General features: G+C 61.1%; 20 protein-coding genes. 13 read left to right on the forward strand and 7 right to left on the reverse strand.

The features are described from left to right. Nucleotides 1–39: 39 nt before the first annotated feature. The 4 genes from purE (at nt 40) to NJC38_RS26280 (ending at nt 2,600) form a co-directional block, all read left to right on the forward strand. A complete protein-coding gene (gene purE / locus NJC38_RS26265; RefSeq protein ID WP_045485536.1) occupies nt 40–531 on the forward strand; it encodes a 5-(carboxyamino)imidazole ribonucleotide mutase in 492 nt (163 codons plus the stop codon). A 9-nt stretch (nt 532–540) separates the two neighbouring features. Further along, entirely contained in the window at nt 541–1,623 is a 1,083-nt protein-coding gene (locus NJC38_RS26270; RefSeq protein ID WP_253117824.1) for a 5-(carboxyamino)imidazole ribonucleotide synthase, read from the forward strand. 115 nt (nt 1,624–1,738) lie between these two features. Continuing rightward, complete coding sequence (locus NJC38_RS26275; RefSeq protein ID WP_045485542.1) at nt 1,739–1,987, forward strand: GlsB/YeaQ/YmgE family stress response membrane protein; 249 nt, start codon at nt 1,739–1,741, stop codon at nt 1,985–1,987. A 79-nt stretch (nt 1,988–2,066) separates the two neighbouring features. Beyond that, entirely contained in the window at nt 2,067–2,600 is a 534-nt protein-coding gene (locus NJC38_RS26280; protein ID WP_253117825.1) for a DUF3299 domain-containing protein, read from the forward strand. Here the strand turns inward: NJC38_RS26280 and NJC38_RS26285 are convergent, their stop codons facing one another. Beyond that, on the reverse strand, nt 2,601–3,509 hold the full coding sequence (locus NJC38_RS26285; protein WP_253117826.1) for a D-hexose-6-phosphate mutarotase: 909 nt from the start codon (nt 3,507–3,509) through the stop codon (nt 2,601–2,603). A gap of 96 nt (nt 3,510–3,605) precedes the next feature. Continuing rightward, nucleotides 3,606–4,007 (reverse strand): acyl-CoA thioesterase, encoded by a 402-nt coding sequence (locus tag NJC38_RS26290; RefSeq protein WP_045485549.1) that lies wholly within the window; start codon nt 4,005–4,007, stop codon nt 3,606–3,608. Nucleotides 4,008–4,365: 358 nt separating this feature from the next. Between NJC38_RS26290 and NJC38_RS26295 the strand changes: the two genes are divergently transcribed. The 9 genes from NJC38_RS26295 to NJC38_RS26335 all read left to right on the forward strand — a co-directional run bounded on the left by NJC38_RS26295 (nt 4,366) and on the right by NJC38_RS26335 (nt 18,385). Further along, nucleotides 4,366–5,655, forward strand: a complete 1,290-nt coding sequence (locus tag NJC38_RS26295) for an MFS transporter (RefSeq protein ID WP_045485551.1) — start codon at nt 4,366–4,368, stop codon at nt 5,653–5,655. A gap of 141 nt (nt 5,656–5,796) precedes the next feature. Then, entirely contained in the window at nt 5,797–6,789 is a 993-nt protein-coding gene (locus tag NJC38_RS26300) for a phosphate ABC transporter substrate-binding protein PstS family protein (RefSeq protein WP_253117827.1), read from the forward strand. Nucleotides 6,790–6,887: 98 nt separating this feature from the next. Continuing rightward, complete coding sequence (locus tag NJC38_RS26305) at nt 6,888–9,149, forward strand: ABC transporter permease subunit (protein WP_253117828.1); 2,262 nt, start codon at nt 6,888–6,890, stop codon at nt 9,147–9,149. Between the two features lie 16 nt (nt 9,150–9,165). Further along, nucleotides 9,166–10,836 carry a phosphate ABC transporter permease PstA gene (gene pstA / locus NJC38_RS26310; RefSeq protein WP_253117829.1) on the forward strand — a complete coding sequence of 557 codons (1,671 nt, stop codon included), beginning with the start codon at nt 9,166–9,168 and terminating at the stop codon, nt 10,834–10,836. 77 nt (nt 10,837–10,913) lie between these two features. Continuing rightward, complete coding sequence (pstB, locus tag NJC38_RS26315; RefSeq protein ID WP_253117830.1) at nt 10,914–11,747, forward strand: phosphate ABC transporter ATP-binding protein PstB; 834 nt, start codon at nt 10,914–10,916, stop codon at nt 11,745–11,747. Between the two features lie 210 nt (nt 11,748–11,957). Continuing rightward, nucleotides 11,958–12,719 carry a phosphate signaling complex protein PhoU gene (gene phoU / locus NJC38_RS26320; protein WP_045485563.1) on the forward strand — a complete coding sequence of 254 codons (762 nt, stop codon included), beginning with the start codon at nt 11,958–11,960 and terminating at the stop codon, nt 12,717–12,719. Between the two features lie 252 nt (nt 12,720–12,971). Continuing rightward, nucleotides 12,972–13,877 carry a response regulator gene (locus NJC38_RS26325; RefSeq protein WP_045485566.1) on the forward strand — a complete coding sequence of 302 codons (906 nt, stop codon included), beginning with the start codon at nt 12,972–12,974 and terminating at the stop codon, nt 13,875–13,877. Nucleotides 13,878–14,043: 166 nt separating this feature from the next. Continuing rightward, entirely contained in the window at nt 14,044–17,364 is a 3,321-nt protein-coding gene (locus NJC38_RS26330; RefSeq protein ID WP_253117831.1) for a deaminase domain-containing protein, read from the forward strand. A 118-nt stretch (nt 17,365–17,482) separates the two neighbouring features. Beyond that, on the forward strand, nt 17,483–18,385 hold the full coding sequence (locus NJC38_RS26335) for a peptidoglycan DD-metalloendopeptidase family protein (RefSeq protein WP_253117832.1): 903 nt from the start codon (nt 17,483–17,485) through the stop codon (nt 18,383–18,385). A gap of 147 nt (nt 18,386–18,532) precedes the next feature. On the opposite strand, the gene NJC38_RS26340 is transcribed toward NJC38_RS26335, so the two are convergent. The 5 genes from NJC38_RS26340 to NJC38_RS26360 form a co-directional block, all read right to left on the reverse strand. Next, a complete protein-coding gene (locus tag NJC38_RS26340) occupies nt 18,533–19,873 on the reverse strand; it encodes a hemolysin family protein (RefSeq protein ID WP_253117833.1) in 1,341 nt (446 codons plus the stop codon). Nucleotides 19,874–20,009: 136 nt separating this feature from the next. Next, complete coding sequence (gene phoR / locus NJC38_RS26345) at nt 20,010–21,332, reverse strand: phosphate regulon sensor histidine kinase PhoR (protein ID WP_253117834.1); 1,323 nt, start codon at nt 21,330–21,332, stop codon at nt 20,010–20,012. 45 nt (nt 21,333–21,377) lie between these two features. Beyond that, a complete protein-coding gene (phoB, locus tag NJC38_RS26350) occupies nt 21,378–22,067 on the reverse strand; it encodes a phosphate regulon transcriptional regulator PhoB (protein WP_045485577.1) in 690 nt (229 codons plus the stop codon). A 98-nt stretch (nt 22,068–22,165) separates the two neighbouring features. Then, the gene (gene ubiA / locus NJC38_RS26355; RefSeq protein WP_045485581.1) at nt 22,166–23,056 is read right to left on the reverse strand and encodes a 4-hydroxybenzoate octaprenyltransferase; all 891 of its coding nucleotides are present in this window, start codon (nt 23,054–23,056) and stop codon (nt 22,166–22,168) included. After that, complete coding sequence (locus NJC38_RS26360; RefSeq protein WP_253117835.1) at nt 23,056–23,610, reverse strand: chorismate lyase; 555 nt, start codon at nt 23,608–23,610, stop codon at nt 23,056–23,058. The genes ubiA and NJC38_RS26360 overlap by 1 nt, the downstream gene beginning before the upstream one ends. Nucleotides 23,611–23,778 lie beyond the last annotated feature (168 nt).

Here is a 23,778-nt window from a genome sequence, read left to right on the forward strand (position 1 = left end):
TTTAGACGCGCCTGCGGGCGCCCGATGAGAGGCTCGACGATGAGTGCACTGGTTGGCGTGATCATGGGCTCCAAGTCCGATTGGTCCACCCTTAGCCACACCGCCGATATGCTGGAAAAGCTCGGCATCCCTTACGAAGTCAAGGTGGTGTCTGCACACCGCACGCCGGATCTGCTGTTCCAGTACGCCGAAGAGGCTGAAGGACGTGGCATCGAAGTGATCATCGCCGGTGCCGGTGGTGCTGCTCACCTGCCAGGCATGTGCGCTGCCAAGACTCACTTGCCGGTGCTTGGCGTGCCGGTGCAGTCCTCGATGCTGTCGGGCGTAGACTCGCTGTTGTCGATCGTACAGATGCCGGCCGGTATCCCGGTCGCTACCCTGGCCATCGGCAAGGCCGGTGCGATCAACGCCGCGCTGCTGTCGGCGAGCATCCTGGGCGCCAGGCACCCGCAGTATCACGCGGCGCTCAAGCAGTTCCGCACTGAACAGACTGAAACTGTTCTGGACAATCCAGACCCGCGCATCGCCTGAGGTTTTTCCATGAAGATCGGTGTTATCGGTGGCGGCCAGCTGGGCCGCATGTTGGCTCTGGCGGGTACCCCGCTGGGCATGAACTTCGCTTTTCTCGACCCGGCACCGGATGCCTGTGCGGCGTCGCTGGGCGAGCATCTGCGTGCCGATTACGGCGATCTGGATCACCTGCGGCAACTGGCCGACGACGTTGATCTGGTGACCTTCGAGTTCGAAAGCGTACCGGCTGAAACGGTGGCGTTCCTGTCGCAGTTCGTGCCGGTCTATCCGAGTGCTGAAGCGCTGCGCATCGCCCGCGACCGCTGGTTCGAAAAAAGCATGTTCAAGGACCTGGGCATCCCGACGCCCGAGTTCGCCGATATCCAGTCGCAACAGGACCTGGATGACGCCGTGGCACGCATCGGGCTGCCAGCGGTGCTCAAGACCCGGACCCTGGGTTATGACGGCAAGGGCCAGAAGGTCCTGCGCAGCCAGGCCGATGTGGCCGGCACCTTTGCCGAGCTGGGCAGCGTGCCATGCCTGCTCGAAGGCTTCGTACCGTTCACTGGCGAAGTGTCGTTGATCGCGGTGCGTGCCCGTGACGGCGAAACGCGTTTCTACCCGTTGGTCCACAACACCCACGAAAGCGGCATTCTGCGCCTGTCGATTGCCAGCACCGATCACCCGTTGCAGGCGCTGGCCGAAGACTACGCGGGCCGGGTGCTCAAGCAACTCGATTACGTCGGTGTGCTGGCATTCGAGTTCTTCGAGGTCGACGGTGGTCTCAAGGCCAACGAAATCGCCCCGCGGGTGCATAACTCCGGGCACTGGACCACCGAAGGTGCCGAGTGCAGCCAGTTCGAGAACCATGTGCGCGCCGTTGCCGGTCTGCCGCTGGGCTCCACCGCCAAGGTGGGTGAAAGCGCGATGATCAACTTCATCGGTGAAGTGCCGGCGGTTGCCGCCGTGCTGGCGGTTGCGGATTGCCACCTGCACCACTACGGTAAGGCCTTCAAGGCTGGCCGCAAGGTCGGCCACGCCACCGTGCGCAGCGCCGACCGTGCCACCCTCGACCGTCAGGTCGCGCAGGTCCAGGCGCTGGTCAAGGCCTGATCGCGGAACATCCGGGGCTCTGCCCCGGAACCAAACCGCCGTTTCCGTCCTCACATAGCAACACGCCAAGATGCACAGCGTCCTGGCGGGTTCTATTCATCGGGAGGAAAACCACATGGGTATCATCGGAACTATCTTCATCGGCTTGATTGTCGGTCTGCTGGCGCGGTTTCTGAAACCGGGTGATGACAGCATGGGCCTGATCATGACCGTCTTGCTGGGTATCGCCGGCTCCCTGGCCGCGACCTACGGTGGCCAGATGCTGGGTATCTATCATGCTGGCGAGACCGCCGGCTTTCTTGGCGCCCTGGTCGGCGCGATCATCCTGCTGGTGATCTACGGGATGATCAAAAAGAAATCGTGAAACATCCGCTTCTGCCCTCTGCTTCGTGCGTGCGCAGGGCTAGAATGCGCGACTTCCATCTGTCTTGCCGAGTCGTACGATGCGCCGCTTCCTGTTGCTGCCCCTGCTGCTGGTGTCCACCCTGGCCTGCGCTGAAATTCCGGAAACCGACTGGCTGGAGCTGATGCCGAAGTCGGACCAGAAGGCCCTGGAAGCCATGCCGGAGATCGATCACAACTCGCCGGAAGCGATGGGGACCTTCGACAGCAAGGGCGGGCTCAAGCAGAGCAAAGGCTTGCCTGCGGTGATGTACTCGACCAAGACGGTCGCTGGCATGGACGGCAAGACCATCCGGCTGGGTGGCTATCCGGTACCGCTGGAGACCGACGCCAAGGGCAACAGCACGCTGTTTTTCCTGGTTCCGTATCCGGGTGCCTGTATCCACGTACCGCCGCCGCCGCCCAACCAGCTGGTGCTGGTGCGCTACCCCAAGGGGGTAAAGATCGACGATATCTATACCCCGCTGTGGGTGACCGGTGGGCTGAAAGTCGAGAAAGTCAGCAACGACCTGGCCGACGCCGCCTACGCGCTGGATGCGGCGAAGGTGAGGGTGGTGGTCGAGGCTGACCTCTGATCACTCGCCCTGCAGCGCCTCGCTCCAGATGCTGACACTCAAGACGTGCATCTGATCCGGGGCCAGGGTGACCACATCGCTCATCACGTTGGCGGTTTCCACGCACAGCATGCGCTGCCAGCCGTCGTCGGCCATGTCGGGCAGGGCGCGGGCGCGATCTATCCAGGGGTTCCACACCACGGCTGAATGCGAGCCGCTGGTCTGGATCTGGATACGCCGTTGCAGGCCGGGGTCAACGATGCTCAGCAGGGGCGGGGTGTCGAGGTAGATGCGGTCGGTTTCGCCGGCAAAACCCAGGTCGCCGGACTGCTTGCGCTCTTCCCAGTTCTCCAGGGTTTCGATATAGCGCAGGCCGTCGACGCCCTGCAGGCTGACCTGCCGCACGTCGCTGACCACAAAATAAGTGTGCAGCGCCTGGCTCAAGGTCACTGTTTCAGCGCCGCAGTTATAGCTGACCAGGCTGACGTTCAAGGCCTGGTCCAGGCGGATGCTCAGTTTCAGGGCGACTTTGTGCGGCCAGCCGGGCAGGCCTTGTTCTGCATGGGGTTGAATGAACTCGACCAGCAAGGCATCACCGTCTTCGCCGATGCCCAGCAGTTGCCAGTCCAGAGTGCGTACTTCGCCGTGGGCATTGGCAGGCTCGGCGCTGTCGCGCATGGCCTGGACGCTTTCGGGGTTACGTGCCAGGTTGCCGAACCACGGCCAGCACACCGGGATGCCGGCGCGAATGGGCGTGCCTTGTTTGAACAATGCCTTATCGTTGTGCCACACCAGCGGTTGCTGGCCGGCGAGCTGATAGCTGAGGATGTGCGCGCCTTGCTGGGCGATCAGCAGCTCGGCGTCGCCGTGGCGGATGCGCAAGCATTCGAGCTCATCGATGGTAATGGATTCAACCTGGGGCGTGGGCATGGGAAGTTCTCACTCAAAGGCTATGGACATTGACTGCACCAAAGCCGTCGAGTTTAGCGCCAACCGGCGCTCCTGTGCCCGCCTGTGTGGCTGAACTCAGCCGCGGCGCTTGATCGAGCGGGTTCGGCCCCTGTCGTCTATGGCGACAAAGACGAAGGCGGCTTCGGTCACTTTGCGCCATTCGCTGGTCAGTGGGTCATCGCTCCAGACCTCGACGAGCATCTTGATCGAGCTGCGGCCGACTTCCTGGGTGCGGGTATAGAAGGTCAGTTGTTCACCGACTGCCACCGGAACCAGAAAGGCCATGCGGTCGATGGCCACGGTAGCAACCCGCCCGCCCGCGATCTTGCTGGCCATCGCAGTGCCTGCCAGGTCCATCTGTGAAACCAGCCAGCCACCATAGATATCGCCGAAACCGTTGGTTTCACGCGGCAGCGCGGTGATTTGCAAGGCCAGATCGCCCTGCGGGATTGGATCTTCTTGTTCAAGCTCGATCATGCCTGGGGTGCCTCTGACCCATGACTCTCTTGGATAGCTGAAAAGACGCTCTACCAGAGCTTTCGGGAAGCCTGAGCCGCTCTGGCACAGGGTTCTGGTGTCTGGCGAGTATATCGGTCGTGCTCTCATGCGACGACCGTCAATGCGTATTTGTAACAGGTACGCGCAGTGCTCATGAGTTTTTTGCAACATTTTGCTATCTTGCCAGACCCGTACCGGTAACAAGATTACTGATACAGGCAATTTTGATGCCTACCCGCGCCATTGCCATGGACAAGCGCTTCTGCCCGCTACAGCGAGGCAGCCAGCGTCGCTGTCGCCTGCCACTCAAAAGAAATGCCCTTAGAGAAGCCTTGTCATGTCCTCTGTTCCTTCTGATAGTGCGTCTTCCTCGCGCCCTTTGACCCGTAGCGACTACAAAACCCTGTCGCTGTCTGCGCTGGGCGGCGCTCTGGAATTCTACGATTTCATCATCTTCGTGTTCTTTGCTGCGGTCGTCGGCAAGTTGTTCTTTCCGCCCGACATGCCGGAGTGGCTGCGTCTGATGCAGACCTTCGGCATTTTTGCCGCCGGTTATCTGGCCCGGCCATTGGGCGGTATCGTCATGGCTCACTTCGGCGACCTGCTGGGCCGCAAGAAGATGTTCACCCTGAGCATCATCATGATGGCGATCCCGACGCTGATCATGGGTCTGCTGCCGACTTACGCGCAGATCGGCCTGTGGGCCCCGGTGTTACTGCTGTTGATGCGGGTCATTCAGGGCGCGGCAATTGGTGGTGAAGTCCCGGGCGCCTGGGTGTTCGTTTCTGAGCACGTGCCGGCCCGGCAGATCGGCTTCGCCTGCGGCACCCTGACCGCTGGCCTGACTGCCGGCATCCTGCTTGGCTCGTTGGTCGCCACGCTGATCAACAGTATCTACAGCCCGGTAGAGGTGTCGGACTACGCCTGGCGGATTCCGTTCCTGCTCGGCGGTGTTTTTGGTCTGATGGCCGTGTATCTGCGTCGCATGTTGCACGAGACCCCGGTATTCGCCGAACTGCAACTGCGCAAGGCACTGGCCGAGGAAGTGCCGCTCAAGGCGGTACTGCGCGAGCACCGTGGTTCGGTGGCGCTGTCGATGCTGCTGACCTGGCTGCTGTCAGCGGGCATCGTGGTGGTGATCCTGATGACCCCGACCCTGCTGCAGACCGGTTACGGTTTTGCCGCCGCCACGGCGTTGAAGGCCAACAGCCTTGCTATTGTTTGCCTGAGTATCGGTTGCGTCGTCGCCGGCGTGCTGTCTGACCGCTTCGGACCGGGCTGGGTGCTGCTGCTTGGCAGCATCGGCCTGCTGCTCAGCTCCTGGACCTTCTACCATACCCTGAGCGCTCATCCGGACTGGCTGTTCCCGCTGTATGCCGTGACCGGCGCGTTTGTCGGCACCATCGGTGCGGTGCCCTATGTGATGGTCAAAGCCTTCCCGCCGGTGGTGCGCTTCTCGGGCCTGTCGTTCTCCTACAACCTGGCGTATGCGATCTTTGGCGGGCTGACGCCGATGGTGGTGACCCTGATGCTTAAACAGAATCCGATGGGGCCTGCCTGGTATGTGGCGGCGCTGTGTGGGCTGGGTATGCTGTTGGGGCTGTTTTTGCTTTCACGCAAGCGCTGAGTCTGGTTCCAGCCGCGTTGATAAAGGCCGACTTGCGTGCGCAAGTCGGCCTTTCATCTTATTGTCATAATCAGTTCATACAGTGGTCATCCGTTCTGCGTATCCGGGCGGATTGATGAGTATTTTCCGGGAGCCCCAGGCATGACACTCAAGCGTTGGATGGTGGTCTTGTCTCTGGCTGTCGGAGGTTATGCAAGCCATGCGCTGGCTGCTGTCGACCCGTCGATTGCGTCCTATACCAAGGTCAGCGGGGTGTCAGGTAACCTGTCAAGCGTCGGCTCCGACACCCTGGCCAACCTGATGACGCTGTGGGCCGAGGCCTACAAAAGAGAATACCCGAGTGTAAATATCCAGATTCAGGCGGCCGGTTCTTCCACTGCGCCACCGGCGCTGGCCGAAGGTACGGCCAACCTGGGACCGATGAGCCGCAAGATGAAGGATGGAGAAGTCTCTGCGTTCGAGCAGAAGCAGGGCTACAAGCCGACCGCGGTGCCGGTGGCAGTGGATGCTCTGGCGGTATTCGTGCACAAGGACAACCCGATCAAAGGGCTGAGCATGCCGCAGGTCGATGCGATCTTTGCCGAGACCCGTTTGTGTGGCGCAAAAAAACTGGCCCTGACCTGGGGTGATGTCGGGTTGACAGGCTACCTGGCCAATCAGCGCATTCAGCTGTTTGGCCGTAACTCGGTCTCCGGCACTTATGGTTATTTCAAGGAAGAAGCGCTGTGCAGAGGCGACTTCAAAAACAGTGTGAATGAGCAGCCCGGCTCGGCTTCTGTGGTCAGTGCGATCAGCGGTTCGCTCAACGGCATAGGCTATTCAGGTATTGGTTACAAGACCTCTAGTGTCAAGACCGTGCCGCTGGCCAGGCAGGCCGGTGAAGAGTATTTCGAAGCCACCGAGGCCAATATTCTCGCTGGCCGCTATCCGCTTTCGCGTTTGCTGTATGTCTACGTCAACAAGGCGCCGAACAAACCGCTGGCACCGCTGGAAGCCGAGTTTCTCAAGTTGATCCTGTCCAGGCAGGGGCAGGAGATCGTCATGAAGGATGGTTACATTCCGCTCCCGGAGCCGGTTCTCGACAAGGCGCTTGCCGATCTGGGGCTCAAGGCGCCGGCCAGGGCCGCTCGCTGATGGCCAGGCATGAGTGTGTTTCGACAGTTCGGCGCCAGAGGGTTGGGCGCCGGGCTCTTTTATGTCATTTAGTGCCGCACGGATGAACCGAAAGTCAGATGAATCGTAGTCCCGCACCCGAAGGCATTGACTTCAATACCCCAGCGATGCAACGCAAGCGGCGTGCCCGGGCGTTCAAGGATCGCCTGACTCGCTGGTATGTCGCGTTGGGCGGCATGGCGGTGCTGGCCGCTATTACCCTGATTTTCTTCTATCTGGCCTGGGTGGTCGCGCCGCTGTTCAAGGGCGCGAGCCTGAACGTTGCCGCACCGATGACGCCGGCCTGGATGCAGGCTGCCGGCAAACCCTTGATGATCAGCATCGAGGAGCAGAACCAGGTGGGGATGCGAATCTCCGATCAGGGCCAGGCGATCTTCTTCGACGTCAGCAGCGGAGCGCAGCTCAAGCAGATGGCCCTGCCGTTGCCCGAAGGTGTGCAGATCACCGCGATCGGCAAGGACCAGCCCGGCACGCCGCTGATTGCCGTGGGCCTGTCCAACGGCCAGGTTCTGGTGTTCCGTCATGCCTATGAAGTCAGCTACCCGAACAACCAGAAGACCATCACCCCGGCCATTGCCTGGCCTTACGGGCAGGCGCCACTGACCCTGGACGAGCAGGGCCAGGCCATCGGCCAGGTGACGGTCAGCGTCAGTGGCAGCCATCTGCGTCTGGCGGGCAGTACCGGCACGCAACTGCATGTACTGGCTGTGGAACTGGGCGAGAACCCGCAGACCGGTGAAGTGCTGCGTGAACAGAGCCGCATCGAGTTGCCGCAGTTGTCGGCTGAAGTGAAAGCCATTTACATCGACCCGCGCCAGCAGTGGCTGTATGTGATCAATGGCCGCGCCCAGGCTGACGTGTTCAGCCTGCGTGATCGTACCCTCAATGGTCGTTACAAACTGCTGGAAAACGCCAACGCCGAAATCACCTCCTCGACTCAACTGGTCGGTGGTGTTTCACTGCTGTTTGGCGACTCGCGTGGCGGCATCAGCCAGTGGTTCATGGTCCGTGATACCGATGAAGAGCCGCGCTTCATGAGGATCCGCGATTTCCGTCTGGGTGATGCGCCGATCGTGCAGATCAGGGCCGAACAGCGCCGCAAGGGCTTCGTCGCACTGGATAGCACGGGGCAACTGGGGGTTTTCCACAGTACCGCGCACCGTACCTTGCTGGTCGAGAAGGTCACCGACGGCGCCGGCCTGATGACCCTGTCACCGCGCGCCAATCAGATCCTGATCGAGTCTGGCGGTACATTGCGCGGCGTGGGCCTGGATAACCCGCACCCGGAGATTTCCTGGAGCGCGTTGTGGGAGAAGGTCTGGTACGAAAACTACGACGAGCCCCGGCATGTCTGGCAGTCGACGGCTTCAACCACTGACTACGAACCCAAGCTGAGCCTGGCGCCATTGACCTATGGCACGCTCAAAGCGGCGTTCTATGCCATGTTGCTGGCCGCACCGCTGGCCATTGCGGCGGCGATCTACACCGCGTATTTCATGGCCCCGGTCATGCGCCGCAAGGTCAAGCCGGTCATCGAATTGATGGAAGCCATGCCGACGGTGATCCTTGGCTTCTTTGCCGGTCTGTTTCTGGCACCGTACATGGAAGCCAACCTGCCAGGGATCTTCGCCCTGATGTTGCTGACCCCGGTCGGTATCCTGCTGGCCGGCTTTCTGTGGAGCCGGCTGCCCATTTCGCTGCGCCTGCGGGTGCCCGATGGCTGGGAAGCGGCGATCCTGATTCCGGTGGTGCTGGGCGTGGGCTGGCTGTCGCTGGGCATGAGCCCGCACCTTGAAAGCTGGCTGTTCGACGGTGACATGCGCACCTGGATCAGCCACGACCTGGGCATTACCTTTGATCAGCGCAACGCGCTGGTGATCGGCCTGGCCATGGGCTTTGCAGTGATTCCGAATATCTACTCCATCGCCGAAGATGCCATTTTCGGCGTGCCGCGCAGCCTGACCCTGGGCTCGCTGGCGCTGGGTGCCACACCGTGGCAGACCCTGACCCGGGTGGTCTTGCTGACCGCCAGCCCCGGTCTGTTCTCTGCGCTGATGATCGGCATGGGGCGGGCAGTGGGTGAAACCATGATCGTGCTCATGGCCACCGGCAACACGCCGATCATGGACATGAACCTGTTCGAGGGCATGCGCACCCTGGCGGCCAACGTGGCGGTGGAAATGCCTGAATCGGAGGTGGGCAGCAGTCACTACCGCGTGTTGTTCCTCGCGGCCCTGGTGTTGCTGATGTTTACCTTCGTCATGAACACCCTTGCGGAGCTGATTCGTCAGCGCCTGCGCAAGCAATACTCGTTGCTCTGAGGGAGACTTGATTCAAATGAAACGAGACTCTCTGAACAAATGGACCAAAAGTGGCGCGCCGGGCATCTGGCTCAGTGCCGGTGCGGTGTCCATCGCGGTGATCCTGACCATCGGTCTGCTGACGATCCTCGCGGTGCGCGGACTCGGGCACTTCTGGCCTGCTGATCTGGTGCGGGCGCAGTACAGCGTGCCGGGTCAGGCAGCGTATGTGCTGATCGGCGAGCGGGTCGAACGTGAGCAGGTGCCGCGCTCACGCCTGCTCGATGCCGGCTTGCCGGTGGCCGCCGATGGTTCGGAATTTCTCGGCCGCGAGCTGTTCAAGGTCGGCAACCGTGACCTGACCCGCAGCGATTTCACCTGGGTGGTCAGCGAATGGCTGAGCCAGCACGGCAAGCCGGCCGAGCTGATGACCCTGGAGCGGCGTGAGTGGGGCAACTTCTACGGCTATCTGGTCAACGTCAAGGAAGCGGGCCGGGTGGTGGCGGTTGGCGAGGCTGCCTGGGGGCCATTGCAGGAACGCCTCAAGCGCGTCCAGGCGCTGGCCGTGCAACTGCACCAGCTGGAAAAGCGCGACATCGTGCAGGTCAATAACAGCCTGGAGCAGTTGCGCCTGCAAACCCGGCAACTGGAGCTTGATGGCCGACTGGATGCGATTGCCCAGGCAGACATTGCCGCCTCACAGGCGCAGCTCGAGGCCCGCTACAGCGAAGTCGAAGGCCGTCTGGTGGAACTGCGCCAGGCGGTCGAACGGGACAGTCTGACCGCCAGAGACGCCGAAGGACGAATCACGGAAATCAGCCTGGGCAAGGTGGTGCATGCCTACCAGCCCAACACCATGAGCGTGCTGGACAAGCTCGGGTTCTATTTCCAGAAGCTCTGGGAATTTCTGAGCGAAGACCCGCGCGAAGCCAACACTGAAGGCGGAATTTTCCCGGCCATTTTCGGCACCGTGATGATGACCATGATCATGGCGATCATCGTGACCCCGTTTGGTGTCCTGGCGGCGGTCTATCTGCGGGAGTACGCCCGTCAGGGGCCTGTGACCCGGCTGATCCGGATTGCCGTGAACAACCTGGCCGGTGTGCCGGCGATTGTCTATGGCGTGTTTGGCTTGGGCTTTTTTGTCTATGTGCTGGGCGGCTCGCTGGACCGACTGTTCTTTGCCGAAGCCTTGCCGGCGCCGACCTTCGGCACGCCCGGCCTGTTGTGGGCCTCGCTGACCCTGGCGCTGCTGGCGGTCCCGGTGGTGATCGTCGCCACGGAAGAGGGCCTGGCGCGCATTCCGCTGAGCCTGCGCGAGGGCTCGCTGGCCTTGGGTGCGACCAAGGCCGAGACCTTGTGGAAGATTGTTTTGCCAATGGCCAGCCCGGCGATCATGACCGGCCTGATCCTGGCGGTGGCCCGCGCCGCCGGTGAGGTGGCACCGTTGATGCTGGTGGGGGTGGTGAAGATGGCGCCGTCGCTGCCGGTGGACGGCAATTACCCCTATCTGCATCTGGATCAGAAGATCATGCACCTGGGCTTTCATATTTACGATGTCGGCTTCCAGAGCCCCAATGTCGAGGCCGCGCGCCCGCTGGTGTACGCCTCGGCCTTGCTGCTGGTGCTGGTGATCGCCTTGCTCAACCTCTCTGCCGTGGCCATTCGCAATCACTTGCGTGAGAAGTACAAGGCGCTGGACGACTAGCGTTCGTAAAGCCCAGGATCCGTGGAAGCCGTGCGTGGCACGGCGCTATGCAACGACCGTTCTTTCAGGAGTCACCCATGCCACATGACAGCCCGAACCGGGGCACCACTATTGATGCTCTGGCGCGCAACAGAGACGGGGCGCGCCTGGCCGCCGACAATGTGGCGTTCGAAGTGGCGGGCCTGAACCTGTTTTATGGCAACAAACAGGCACTGTTCGACATCGGTCTGGATATTCCCAGGCAGAAGGTCACCTCGTTCATCGGGCCTTCCGGTTGTGGCAAGTCGACCCTGTTGCGTACCTTCAACCGGATGAATGATCTGGTCGATGACTGCCGCGTCGAGGGCACCGTCAACCTGTACGGGCACAACATCTACAGCAAGGGTGAGGAAGTCGCGGAGCTGCGGCGGCGGGTCGGCATGGTGTTCCAGAAGCCTAACCCGTTTCCCAAGACCATCTACGAGAATGTGGTCTACGGTTTGCGTATCCAGGGCATCAACCGCAAACGCATGCTCGACGAGGCCGTGGAGTGGGCGCTGCGCGGTGCGGCGCTATGGGACGAGGTCAAGGATCGCCTGCATGAGTCGGCCCTCGGGCTGTCGGGCGGTCAGCAACAACGTCTGGTGATTGCCCGGACCATCGCCGTGGAGCCTGAGGTTCTGCTGCTTGATGAGCCTTGTTCGGCGCTGGATCCGATTTCTACGTTGAAAGTCGAAGAGCTGATCTACGAACTGAAATCGAAATACACCATTGTGATCGTTACTCACAACATGCAGCAGGCGGCGCGGGTCTCTGACTACACCGCCTTCATGTACATGGGCAAACTCGTCGAATTCGGTGATACGGACACGTTGTTCACCAATCCGGCAAAGAAGCAGACCGAAGATTACATCACCGGCCGTTATGGCTAGCGGGTACTTCGTCAGGCCTTAGAGGGGGTCTACAAAAGGCTGCACTCGGCAATACGGCGTTGAAATCGGGCTAAAAATGCTCATTGACCTGGTGTCAACTGCGCTTTTTCAGCCAATTTCGTCTTGTCTTGCCTTCGTCCGCCTGTTTTGTAAACACCCTCTTACCACCGTGCGTTTTCGCCTCAACCGGACGTTCCAAGGACACCCAGCATGATCCATAAAGACAGCCTCACGCATCACATTTCCCAACAGTTCAACGTCGAACTCGAAGATGTTCGCAGCCACTTGCTCGAAATGGGCGGTCTGGTTGAAAAGCAGGTCAACGATGCCGTGACCGCGCTGATCGAAGCCGACTCGGGCCTGGCTCAGCGGGTCCGGGAAGTCGACGAGCGGATCAATCAGATGGAGCGCAACATCGACGAAGAATGCTTGCGCATTCTCGCCCGCCGCCAGCCGGCCGCTTCGGACCTGCGCCTGATCATCAGTATCTCCAAGTCGGTGATTGATCTGGAGCGTATCGGTGACGAAGCGACCAAGATCGCCCGCCGTGCCATCCAGTTGTGCGAAGAAGGTGAAGCACCACGTGGTTATGTGGAAGTGCGCCACATCGGTGACCAGGTGCGCAATATGGTTCGCGATGCGCTGGATTCGTTCGCCCGCTTCGACCCGGAACTGGCCTTGTCGGTCGCCCAGTACGACAAGGTTATCGACCGCGAGTACAAAACGGCGCTGCGCGAGCTGGCCACTTACATGATGGAAGATCCACGCTCGATCTCCCGCGTATTGAACGTGATCTGGGTGCTGCGTTCGCTGGAGCGGATCGGCGACCACGCGCGCAATATCTCGGAACTGGTGATCTATCTGGTACGCGGCACCGACGTGCGCCATATGGGGCTCAAGCGCATGCGTGAAGAAGTCCAGGGTCACGCTAGCGAAAAGGCTCATGTTCCGGACGCTGCTGACGATAAATAAGATTGTCTGCCAAGAACGCCCAGCATGCGCTGGGCGTTTTGCGTTGCAGCACCAGGGTTGAATCGACCGCGCGGCTTGCGTATCGCCAGCATCGAGCCCTGGTTTTTGCAGTTGCCCGCCAGGAAAAATGCCGAGGTACTGTCAATCAAAGTGGCCGTTGGCCATGCGTCAACGATATGCTAGCCGAAACAAAGGGGCGTGTTGGCATACTGCAGCTCACCCGCCAAGGTGAACACGTCCGCAGGAGCGTCGATGAGTAAAGTCAGTGTATTGGTTGTGGATGACGCGACTTTCATTCGCGACTTGGTGAGAAAAGGGCTACGCAATTATTTTCCCGGCATTCATACCGATGAAGCCGTTAACGGACGCAAGGCCCAGGTCATGCTGAGCCGCGAAGCGTTCGATCTGATTCTATGTGACTGGGAAATGCCCGAAATGTCCGGGCTTGAGTTGCTGGAATGGTGCCGTCAGCAGGAAAACTACCTCAAGACAGTACCGTTCATCATGGTCACCAGCCGTGGCGACAAAGAAAACGTCGTCCAGGCTATTCAGGCCGGGGTATCGGATTTTGTTGGCAAACCGTTCACCAATGAACAGTTGCTGACCAAAGTCAAAAAAGCCCTGGCCAAGGTCGGCAAGCTTGACGCAGTGATGTCCAGTACGGGTGTACCAAGCCGTATAAACTCTGCGCTCAACGACTCATTGAGCGCCCTGACCGGCGGCAAGGCTGAGGTGGTGCGTCCGACCGCGCCTGTGGCAGCGGCCGCTCCTGCGCCCCGTCCTGCCGCCGCTCCCGCCCCTGCCGCCAGCCAAACGCTGAACGGTCGTGGCCAGGGCCAATTGCGCCTGCCCAGTGGCAACCAGTCATGCATCATCAAGAGCCTGACCCTCAAGGAGGGGCTGTTGGTGATCAAGCGCAGTGAGGCGCTGCCGCAGATTCTGGAAAGTGCCGTGCTGGATCTGGAGCAGGGTGAAGAGAACGAAGTGGCCCGCCTCAATGGCTACATCCACGCCATCGTGGCATTCGAGCAGAAGCCTGACAGTGAGTGGCTGCAAGTGACCTTCCGGTTCGTCGACCAGGACGCCAAGAAGCTCGACTACCTGTCGCGGCTGATTGCCCGCGGTACGGCGCAGAAGCACTTCGTTCCAGGGGCATGACCGATCAGCGGCAGGCAAGCCACGTTATACCTTGTGGTCTGACCTGCCGCGCTGCCTTTTCCTGCTGCCCACGTCCGGGTAGGCCCCTTCAAGGCTGTGTAATCCTTCGTTTAGCTCATCCGTAGACCCGCAACATTCTCAAGCGGGTATTACAGGATAGCTTCGTATGGATGAGGTAACAGTCCGGCTTCTGGACAACACAGGCGTCGATGATCGTTCGGCGTATGACGTCAGCAATCTTGCCCAGTTACGGGTGACAGGCGTTCCCGACCACTTGCAATACGGACGCTCGTTACAAAGCGTCGCCCTGATCCACGGCACGGCACTGATCGAGGCGCTGGCGCCAGGGCTGTCGGCCGACGTGAGCTTTGATGATCTGGTTCGGGTCAGTGCGACCCTCTGTGCCAGCCCCGAGCCGGCGATCCAGGCCTTGTTGGCCACAACCCTGGTGCGACCGGCGTTGCTCTATGCAAGCGCCCATCAGGCCGTCGAACTGGAGGGCGATGCTACCGACACGGCCAGCGCCGCGCAGATCGCTACGGCAATGGACCACCTCAAGGCCCGGCAGGATGCCCATGCCGGTGAACTGCAGGCGTTGTTGAGCCTCAAGGCACCGGATCGTCGGCAGCTGGCCGACAACCTGTTGCGCGAGTCAGGCATTGCTGAGGACGTCTGGACCTTACCCGCAGACCCTTCGGGCATTGCGTTGCTCCAGACGCGAGGCTTCAGCCTCGCCTGGTCTTACTCGCTTGATAGGCTGGCCGCTTGGAATCGGCCGCAGGCAACCCTGGTCGAACTGGTGATGATGGGCGAGCTCTGGCGTGACGGTCAGCCCACGATCCCTGAAGCCTATGAGCGTGCCTGGCAGGTTTACGAAGCGGCGCTGCTGGATGCACAAACGGCGGTGATCGCCCGTCTGTTTGGCGAGATGCAGCCCGCGCAGCGTGAGCTGCTGCTGAAATCGACCTGCGAACTGAACCGGGTCAGATTCCAGGACGGCGAGGGGACACACGGTCTGTTGATTCGCTGTCGGCAGGTGGATCAGCCGAGCGAATTTCATAATCAGGCGGCCGGCGAAACATTCTTCGAGCTGTTTCCGGCGGCGGGCGTGGTGCGTTTGACCAGCCAGCGCTTCGACTACCATCCTGCGCACCGTTCCATCGACTCGATCAATCTGCCCGAGCTATGGCGCAATCACGAGGCCAACCTGGCGCTTGATGCCAAGGCACCGTTCACCGCGCTGGAGCCTTTCGACAGCGATGCCTACCTGTATGGCCAGCTGTCGCGCAGCGTGAAGAGCCTGCACGCACCCGCTTTGGGCGAGTTGGTTCCGGCGGCGCAACTGTGCACCCCTGACTCCCTTGCCTCACTGGCAAACGCGGCTGCCCGGCATCTGCTGGCCGGATTCTTGAAACAGAGCAAGCAAGCGCATCGGCACCTCAATGGCTGGGAGCAAACCTGGGCCAAAGAGCGCGAATGGGCGGACACGGCCGCCCGCTGGCTGGTGCCGTTCTATGGCTGCATCAAGGACCTGTCGAGCGGCGAGCACTCTGCTGCGGTGGTGGCGCAATGCAGCCTGGACACGGCATTTGCCTTGATCCCCTTGGGGCAGTTCGTCAGTGCCACGACCCGTATCGTGCTGCGTGCCGGGGAACTGAGCGTGGTATCGCTGGGCGTGCAGGGTGCCAAGGCGGTTGCCGGCCTGGCCGAGGGGCTGGCACAACAAAGTGCGGCGTTTCTGGCGCGTGATGTTGCCCAGGCTGCTGCGCTGGCCGGCCAGTCTGCGCTGGACCTGCTGCATGAGCTACCGTCCTTCAAACGCGTGTTTGCGTCGTCCGTTGGAGTGGATTGGCATGAATCCGGGCTCGCTATACGCCAGTTGGCGGGTGAGGCGTTCAGCCCTGAAGGTGTCCGCCTGCAAAGGGTGGAACGTAGCTGTAGGATGCGCCGCGATCTTGTGCCTGTCGCCTGCACCGAAGGGATCGTGCTGCAAACCCCACCGCCCTTATTGCCAGAAGAGCCGCTAGAGCAGGTAAAGGCGGGCTATCACTACAGCCATGCGATGGCCGCTCGCCGCTTTGAACTGGCTACGCTGAATGCCGGGTCGCAGCAACTGCACGTCTTCGTGCATGAAAACCGTTTGTTCTCATGGAAAGTGCCTGATGCGCTGCAGCCTTCTTCTTCGACGCAGGCGGTTGCCGCAAGAGCGGTTGAAGTCAGCATCCCTGACAAGGTGACGTATAACTTGCCTCTACAGCCGCAGTTGCAGTATCGGCAGAGGCTCAACGCTCAGCAACTGCAGGAGCCCGATTTTGGCGTGAGCGCGCATGCCATGGAGCTGAACCTGAATTTATTTGAGCAACAAGAGCCGGTCATACGGTTGGGCGGTATTGTTGAGGGTGTCGAAGACGCTCGGGTTTTACGTGGCTCGTGTCTTTTTAGCCCCTTTAATCAGCGCCAATGGATCTACATCGAGGCTGACCACACTATCTTCTACCGGGCACCGGCCCCCACCAAGGCGTCACCAGAGCTACTGTTTGAGCGCTTGGAGGAGGGCGATCCAGGCCTCGCCGATTATCTGTCTCACTCCGAGCAGTATCGGTTGGTGCGGGAGGTCCCGAGCATCTGGCAAGACCGGCAGAACATTGCCCGCATGCTGTTTGACATGCTCAATGAGACCGAGCGTGCCCTGCTGCCAGAGGCTGGCATGACTTTCGAGCAATACGATCAACTGTGTCACGACCGGCAGTGGACCAATCAGTTCTTCGAATACGCCACCAACGTGTTGTCGGGAAAATCGTTCCAGGACGCTTATATCGAGCTGGCCAGGCAAACCGTGGCGGACTTCAGGCCAATGACCGAGCGCAGCCCGGCAGAGGTTCAGCCCTTGCTGGATGTGCTCAATAACCTGCTGCCTGCCAAGCCTGTGCGCAAAGGCTGGCAGGCGCTGAGCGCCGACAACATCGTGCAGCCCGCAGCGATCAAGCGGATTCGCAAGCAGGTCAACGGCGCCAACCTCGCATTCGCTTGCGTGCATGTGGACGGGCGCCAGGCCTATGTGTTTTATGCCGTCTCCGGGGGCCGGCTCGGCGAGAACGTGCGGCTGCAACCGGAGTGGCCGTGGACCGACGGCTCGTTTATCAACGGAGTCGATTACATTGATGCTCACCCACGTCGCCCGACCCTGGTTGACCCTCAAAAGTATGCGATTGCGGATGACCCGCGTTTCACCACGTTGCCCACGTTGCGCCATGCCGACCGCCTGCAGGTACGTGCTATCAACCGTAGCCTGGACTCGGAGCGGCTGATCGGTACGCGGCTCAAAGATGAACTGCAAGACAAGGCTGGTTCCGTTACCCGCATCGACTTCTTTACCTTGCTGGATGCCTGTCGTTCCTGTGGTGGCTTCGCCTTGCCGAGGCTCAAACATGATTTCCCAACGGCTGAGTTTTCGGTGACCTATCTCAAGCCTTACCAGGACGACTGATTCACTGGCGCAGATTATCTGGCGCAATCGCGTCAGGTCATTGATAACCATGAGTGCTTATTGATCAGTAAGCCTGCTAGGCTTGGTGCCCATTGCCAATCAGCCCGCGCTTACTCTCATGCTTGAACGCTTACTGACCTTGGGCGGCCTGCTGCTGGTCGCACAGATGGCGCAGGCCGTGACCATCTACAAAACCACAGACGCCAATGGCGTGGTGTCATTCAGTGACCGGCCTTCGCCGGGCGCGGCTGTGGTGGTGTTCCGCGACCGGATGGTCGAGCACATCGAGCGCCAGGTGCGGCTGGACGTGCGCAAGGTCAATGGGGTCGACAGCCTGTATGTGCGCAATGACCTGTATGCCCCGGTCGAGATCGAACTCAGGCTGAGCAACCTGAAGAACGTGCTGGGTGTGCAGGGCAGTTCAACGACCCTGCGCCGCACCTTGGCAGCGCGCAGCAATGAACGGGTGATCGTGCTCAGCCCCAGGCAGGCGGGGCAAGCGATCAACTACAGCACCCGGCTGACCTCGACCCTGGGGGCGCCAGGAGGCAACCCTCTGGCGTACCGCTACCCGCTGCCGTGGGTGGGCGGGCCGTTTCGCCTGACCCAGGGGCCGGGCGGCAAATACAGCCACAGCGACCCCAAGGGCCGCTATGCGATGGATATCGCCATGCCTGAGGGCACGCCGATCATCGCGGCGCGGGCCGGCACAGTGATCAAGGTGGAAAACAACCAGACCGGGCGTGGTTCGAACCCGGCTGGCAACTTCGTCAGGATTCTCCACGACGACGGCACCATGGGCGTCTACCTGCACCTGATGCGCGGCTCAGTGGTGGTCAGTGAAGGGCAGAAGGTCAGCGTCGGCAGCGCCCTGGCCCGGTCAGGCAATACCGGCAACAGCACAGGTCCACACCTGCATTTTGTCGTGCAGCGCAATGTCGGCCAGGAGCTGGTGTCGATCCCCTACGAATTCAACCGGCCGATCCAGAGCCTGCCGAACTTCGCCGTGGGCGGCAATTGATAAGCGGATTCCCATCCCGACACACCGTAGGAGCGGCTTCAGCCGCGAAAGCTTCCCTGCTAAAGCAGGTCCTACGAGGTCCGGTGTTTGCTGCGCGACAGCGCGGCGCCGAGGCGGTGGGTGATCTCCTACAGCGTGCCGGGGTGTTCAATCGAGCTTGAGCACCTTGGCCAGGACGATCTTCGGGCCTTTCATCTTCTTGATGATGATGCGCAGGCCTTCGAACTCCATCTGCTCCTCTTCTTCAGGCACGCGCTTGAGCGATTCGTAAATCAGCCCGGCGAGGGTCTCCGCTTCGATATGATCCAAGTCGATGCCCAGCATGCGCTCGATTTTGAACAGCGGGGTGTCGCCACGCACCAGCAGCTTGCCGGGCTGGTAAGCGAGGATGCCGCGTTCGACCTTGCGGTGTTCGTCCTGGATGTCGCCGACCAGTACCTCCAGCACGTCCTCCATGGTCAGATAGCCAATGACCTTGCCGTCGGCTTCTTCGACCAGCGCAAAGTGCGCGCTGCCCTGACGGAACTGCTCCAGCAGACGGGCCAGCGGCATGTGCCGCGAGACGCGCTCCAGCGGCCGGATCAGGTCGGCAAGGTTGAACAGCTCGGGAACGTGGTCGAGTTCGGCCAGCTCCAGCAACAGGTCCTTGATATGCAGCAGGCCGACGAACTCGCCGCGCTCGGCGTCGAATATCGGGTAGCGGCTGAACTTGTGGCGGCGAACCTGGGCAAGGATTTCCTTGAGTGGCGCGTGGAAGTCCAGAAAGATCATGTCTTCGCGCGAGTTGGCCCAGTCGACCACCTCCAGTTCGCCCATCTCGACCGCTGAGGCCAGCACGCGCATCCCCTGATCGCTGGGGTCCTGGCCACGGCTGGAGTGCAGGATCAGTTTCAGTTCTTCGCGGCTGTAGCTGTGTTCGTGATGCGGGCCAGGCTCGCCTTGCCCGGCGATACGCAGAATGGCATTGGCGCTGGCATTGAGCAGGTAGATGGCCGGGTACATCAGCCAGTAGAACAGGTACAGCGGCGCAGCAGTCCACAGCGACAGCAGTTCAGGCTTGCGAATCGCCCATGATTTGGGCGCCAGCTCGCCGACCACGATGTGCAGGTAGGAAATGATAAAGAATGCGGTGAAGAACGACACGCCCTTGATCACTTCCGGGCTGTCGACGCCAGCCGCGGCCAGCAGAGGTTCAAGCAGGTGGGCGAAGGCCGGCTCACCGACCCAGCCCAGGCCCAGCGAGGCGAGGGTAATACCCAGTTGGCAGGCTGACAGGTAGGCGTCCAGTTGCCCGTGCACGGTGCGCAGGATCCGCCCGCGCCAGCCGTTCTTGTCGGCGATGGATTCGACCTTGGTCGAGCGCAGTTTGACCATGGCGAACTCGGCGGCAACGAAGAAGCCGTTGAGCAGCACCAGCAGGAAAGCGAAGAGAATCATGCCGAAATCGGCGAACAGTGAAGCCAGGTTGATACCAGGGGAAGGGTCCATGATGGAGATTTACAGTTTCCGTTTGATCCGAAGAGATTTGGCTTTGACTTTGGCTTTATCCATAGCAAATACAAGGCCATGAGAAACGCAATGTAACGATTGCGCGCTTGCTTGCATAGGGACATGAACGGCGAGGTCAGAGTTCGTCGAAGTCGTCGTCCGGGTCGGCCATCTGGATTGACGAGAAATGACAGACAAATACGCTGCCTTTGCCGATCACGCTGTTGATTTCCAGCTTGCCACGGTGGCGCAGCAGCACGTGCTTGACGATCGCCAGGCCCAGGCCGGTGCCGCCGGTGTTCGACGCGCGGCTGGTGTCGACCCGGTAGAAGCGTTCGGTCAGGCGCGGCAGGTGCTTGGTTTCGATGCCGATGCCCGAGTCCTGAACGCTCAGGTGTGCACCACGGGTATCGACCCACCAGCGCACGCGTATCTCGCCGCCGGCCGGGGTGTACTTGACCGCATTGAAAATCAGGTTGGAAAACGCACTGCGCAGCTCGGTCTCGCTGCCCTTGAGCCCCATGTCGCTGTCGATGGCCAGGCTGATGCTGTGATTGTTGCTGGCCGACAAGGCCTGGGCATCGCTGGTGATGGTTTTGAGTAACGGGCCGACAGCGATCGGCTGGCTGTCTGAGGGGTAGTCGGTGGCTTCGAGCTTGGCCAGCAGCAGCAGGTCGTTGAGCAGGGTCTGCATGCGGCTGCCTTGCTGGTGCATCTGCTGCAGCGCGCGGACCCAGCGCGGGTTGACGCTTTCACTGTTGTCGAGCAGGGTTTCCAGGTAGCCGAAAATCACTGTCAGTGGCGTGCGCAGTTCGTGAGACACGTTGGCCACGAAGTCTTTGCGCATCTGTTCCAGTTGATGGATACGGGTGACATCACGCACCAGCATCAGGTGCTCGTTGTTACCGTAGCGGGTAATCAACAGCTGGATACGGATGCGGTCGTTGTTGGGTGAAGGAATTTCCAGCGGCTCGGCGTAGTTGCCGTGGGCGAAATACTCCTTGAAGCGCGGATGGCGTACCAGGTTGGTCACCGGCTGGCCGCTGTCCTGAGGGGTCTTGAGGCCCAGCAGGGTTTCGGCGGCGCGGTTCCACCACTCCAGGTTGCCTTCGGAGTCGAGCATGATGACCGCGTCACGCAGCGCGGCGGTGGATTCCTGGACCCGGTCGATCACCGCCTGCAAACGTCCGCGTACGCGTTGGTCGCGGCGCTGCAGGTGATAGATGCTGTCGAACACGTCGCCCCACAGGCCGTAGCCGTCCGGTGGCGGCTCATCGGCCTTGTGGCTGCTCAGCCAGGCATGCAGGCGCAGCAGTTGCTTGAGTGTCCAGGCCAGATACAGCCCAAGGCCGATCGACAGGCTCCAGCCATATTCGCCGCTGATCAGACCAACGACCATGCAGGCGGTTACCAGCAGCAACATATGGCGTATCAGGGTGCCGTGCCAGTTGGGGTTCAATTAGGGGTGTATCCTTGTCTGTACAGCGGGTTCAGGCGGCCGGATTCAGCTTTTGGTTGAGAACCGGTAGCCAGTGCCGCGTACGGTCTGAACCAGGTTCTCATAGGCATCACCCAAGGCTTTGCGCAGACGACGGATATGCACGTCTACGGTGCGTTCTTCGACATAGACGTTGCCGCCCCACACCTGATCGAGCAACTGGCCGCGGGTATAGGCGCGCTCCTGGTGGGTCATGAAGAACTGCAGCAGGCGGTACTCGGTCGGGCCCATCTCGGCTGGTTTGCCGTCGATGGTGACGCGGTGGCTGATCGGGTCGAGCAGCAGGCCACCGACTTCAATCGGTGCTTCGCCGTCGGTCGGGCCGGCGCGGCGCAGGACTGCCTTGAGGCGTGCGACCAGCTCGCGCGGCGAGAACGGCTTGGTGATGTAGTCGTCGGCACCGACTTCCAGGCCCTGGATCTTATTGTCCTCTTCGCCCTTGGCGGTGAGCATGATGATCGGGATGTCCCCGGTCAGCTCGTCACGCTTGAGGCGCCGTGCCAGCTCGATACCGGAGGTGCCGGGCAGCATCCAGTCGAGCAGGATCAGGTCCGGCTTGCGATCGATGATGATGGCGTGCGCCTGTTGGGAATTTTCGGCTTCAAGGCAGTCATAGCCGGCCATTTCCAATGCAACGGCGATCATTTCGCGAATAGGCGCTTCGTCGTCAACGATCAGAATGCTCCTGCCAACCATGCTTGAACCTCTTGTCATTTAACTGTCTTGGGGCGCATTAGATAACGGAATTATTGCAGTCGTGTGACATCTGTGGTCAGGCTAGCATTGCGGGGCTCTTAACGCAGCGCATAATCGGCCACGATCCCGCCGAAGATCGCCATGCCCGCCCAGTGGTTATGCAGGAATGCCTTGAAGCAGGCGTCACGATCACGCTGCCGGGTGCTGTGCCACTGCCAGGCGAAGCAGCCAGCGGCGCCCAGCAGGCCGAGCTGGAACAGGCCGCCCAGGCCGAACCGGTTGCCAGCCAGCAGCAGGCAGCCCAGCGCCAGGGCTTGCAGCGTCACGATGATGGTACGGTCGGCATCGCCGAACAGCACGGCGGTGGATTTAACGCCGATGCGCAGGTCGTCGTCACGGTCGACCATGGCGTAGTAGGTGTCATAGGCCACAGTCCATAGCAGGTTGGCGATATACAGCAGCCAGGCCGCCGCCGGCAGGCTGCCGGTCTCGGCAGTGAAGGCCATCGGCATGCCCCAGGAGAACGCGGCGCCCAGCACCACCTGCGGGTAATAGGTGTAGCGTTTCATGAACGGATAGCAGGCCGCCAGGGCCAGCCCGCCGAACGACAGCCAGACCGTCGTCGAGTTGGTCAGCAATACCAATAGAAAGCTCAAGGTCACCAGCACGGCGAACAGCACCAGTGCTTCGCGGGACGTCACCTTGCCACTGGCCAGCGGGCGTTGCTGGGTGCGTTTGACGTGGCCATCGACCTTGCGGTCGGCAAAGTCGTTGATCACACAGCCCGCTGCACGCATCAGGAACACGCCGATGACGAAAATCAGCACATTGCCCAGCGACGGGCTGCCGGTGCCGGCAATCCACAACGCCCAGAGCGTTGGCCAGAGCAGCAGATAGATACCGATCGGTTTGTCGATGCGGGTCAGTTGCACAAAGTCCCAGGCGCGTGGATTCAGGCGATTCAACGATTTGAGCAGCGACAGGTACATCAGGTGAGATCCTTTAATGAATTCCAGAAGGCCGGCAAAAATACCTCCGCAACCAGGATACTCAGCGGGCCGCGGCTGAAACACGAGCGGCGTGCCCACAAGCCTTCGGCGCGGTCCTGGGCGGGCAGCCACTGGCCGGGCCAGGCGCGTACCTGCAGGGCGCCGCGATCGAAGGCCGGGTCGCTGAACAGCAGTTCGCCCAGCGAGCGGGTGCCCAGTTCGTCCATCTGCAACCCGCAATCCTGTAACGCCGCATGGCCGGCCACACTGCGGGCGAAGACCCAGGCCTGGCCATTGCCGCGCAGATAGACTTCGCGCACCCAGCCCAGGCTGGCCGGGGCCAGCTTCAGAGCCGTGCATTCGTCGTCACGCAGGGTTTGCCAGCCTTGATCGACCAGGGTAACGCTGAAGCCGTCATTGGACAGGCGGGTCAGGCGCCGGGTCAGCGAGTCCTGATTGAACAGCCAGTCCGCTATGCGGGCAGGCGGCAGCGGATTGAGTTGCTGGCGTTCGAGCCACTGATCGGGCGGGGGAGCGGGATTTTGCTGGGTCACGGTCAGCCATTGGCGGCAATCTTCGAGGCGCCGAGCTTAGCATGAGCGCTGTGGCGCTTGCGCCGTTTGCAGGTGCTGCGGCGAGGTCGCAAACGGCTCTGTTCTGGCCCGTTGTGTCGCGTCCGGCGCGGCCAGACCGGAAAAATCGGGTTATTTGTCGACTTGAGT

The sequence above is a fragment of the Pseudomonas sp. 21LCFQ010 genome, from assembly GCF_024129905.1.
GTDB lineage: Bacteria > Pseudomonadota > Gammaproteobacteria > Pseudomonadales > Pseudomonadaceae > Aquipseudomonas.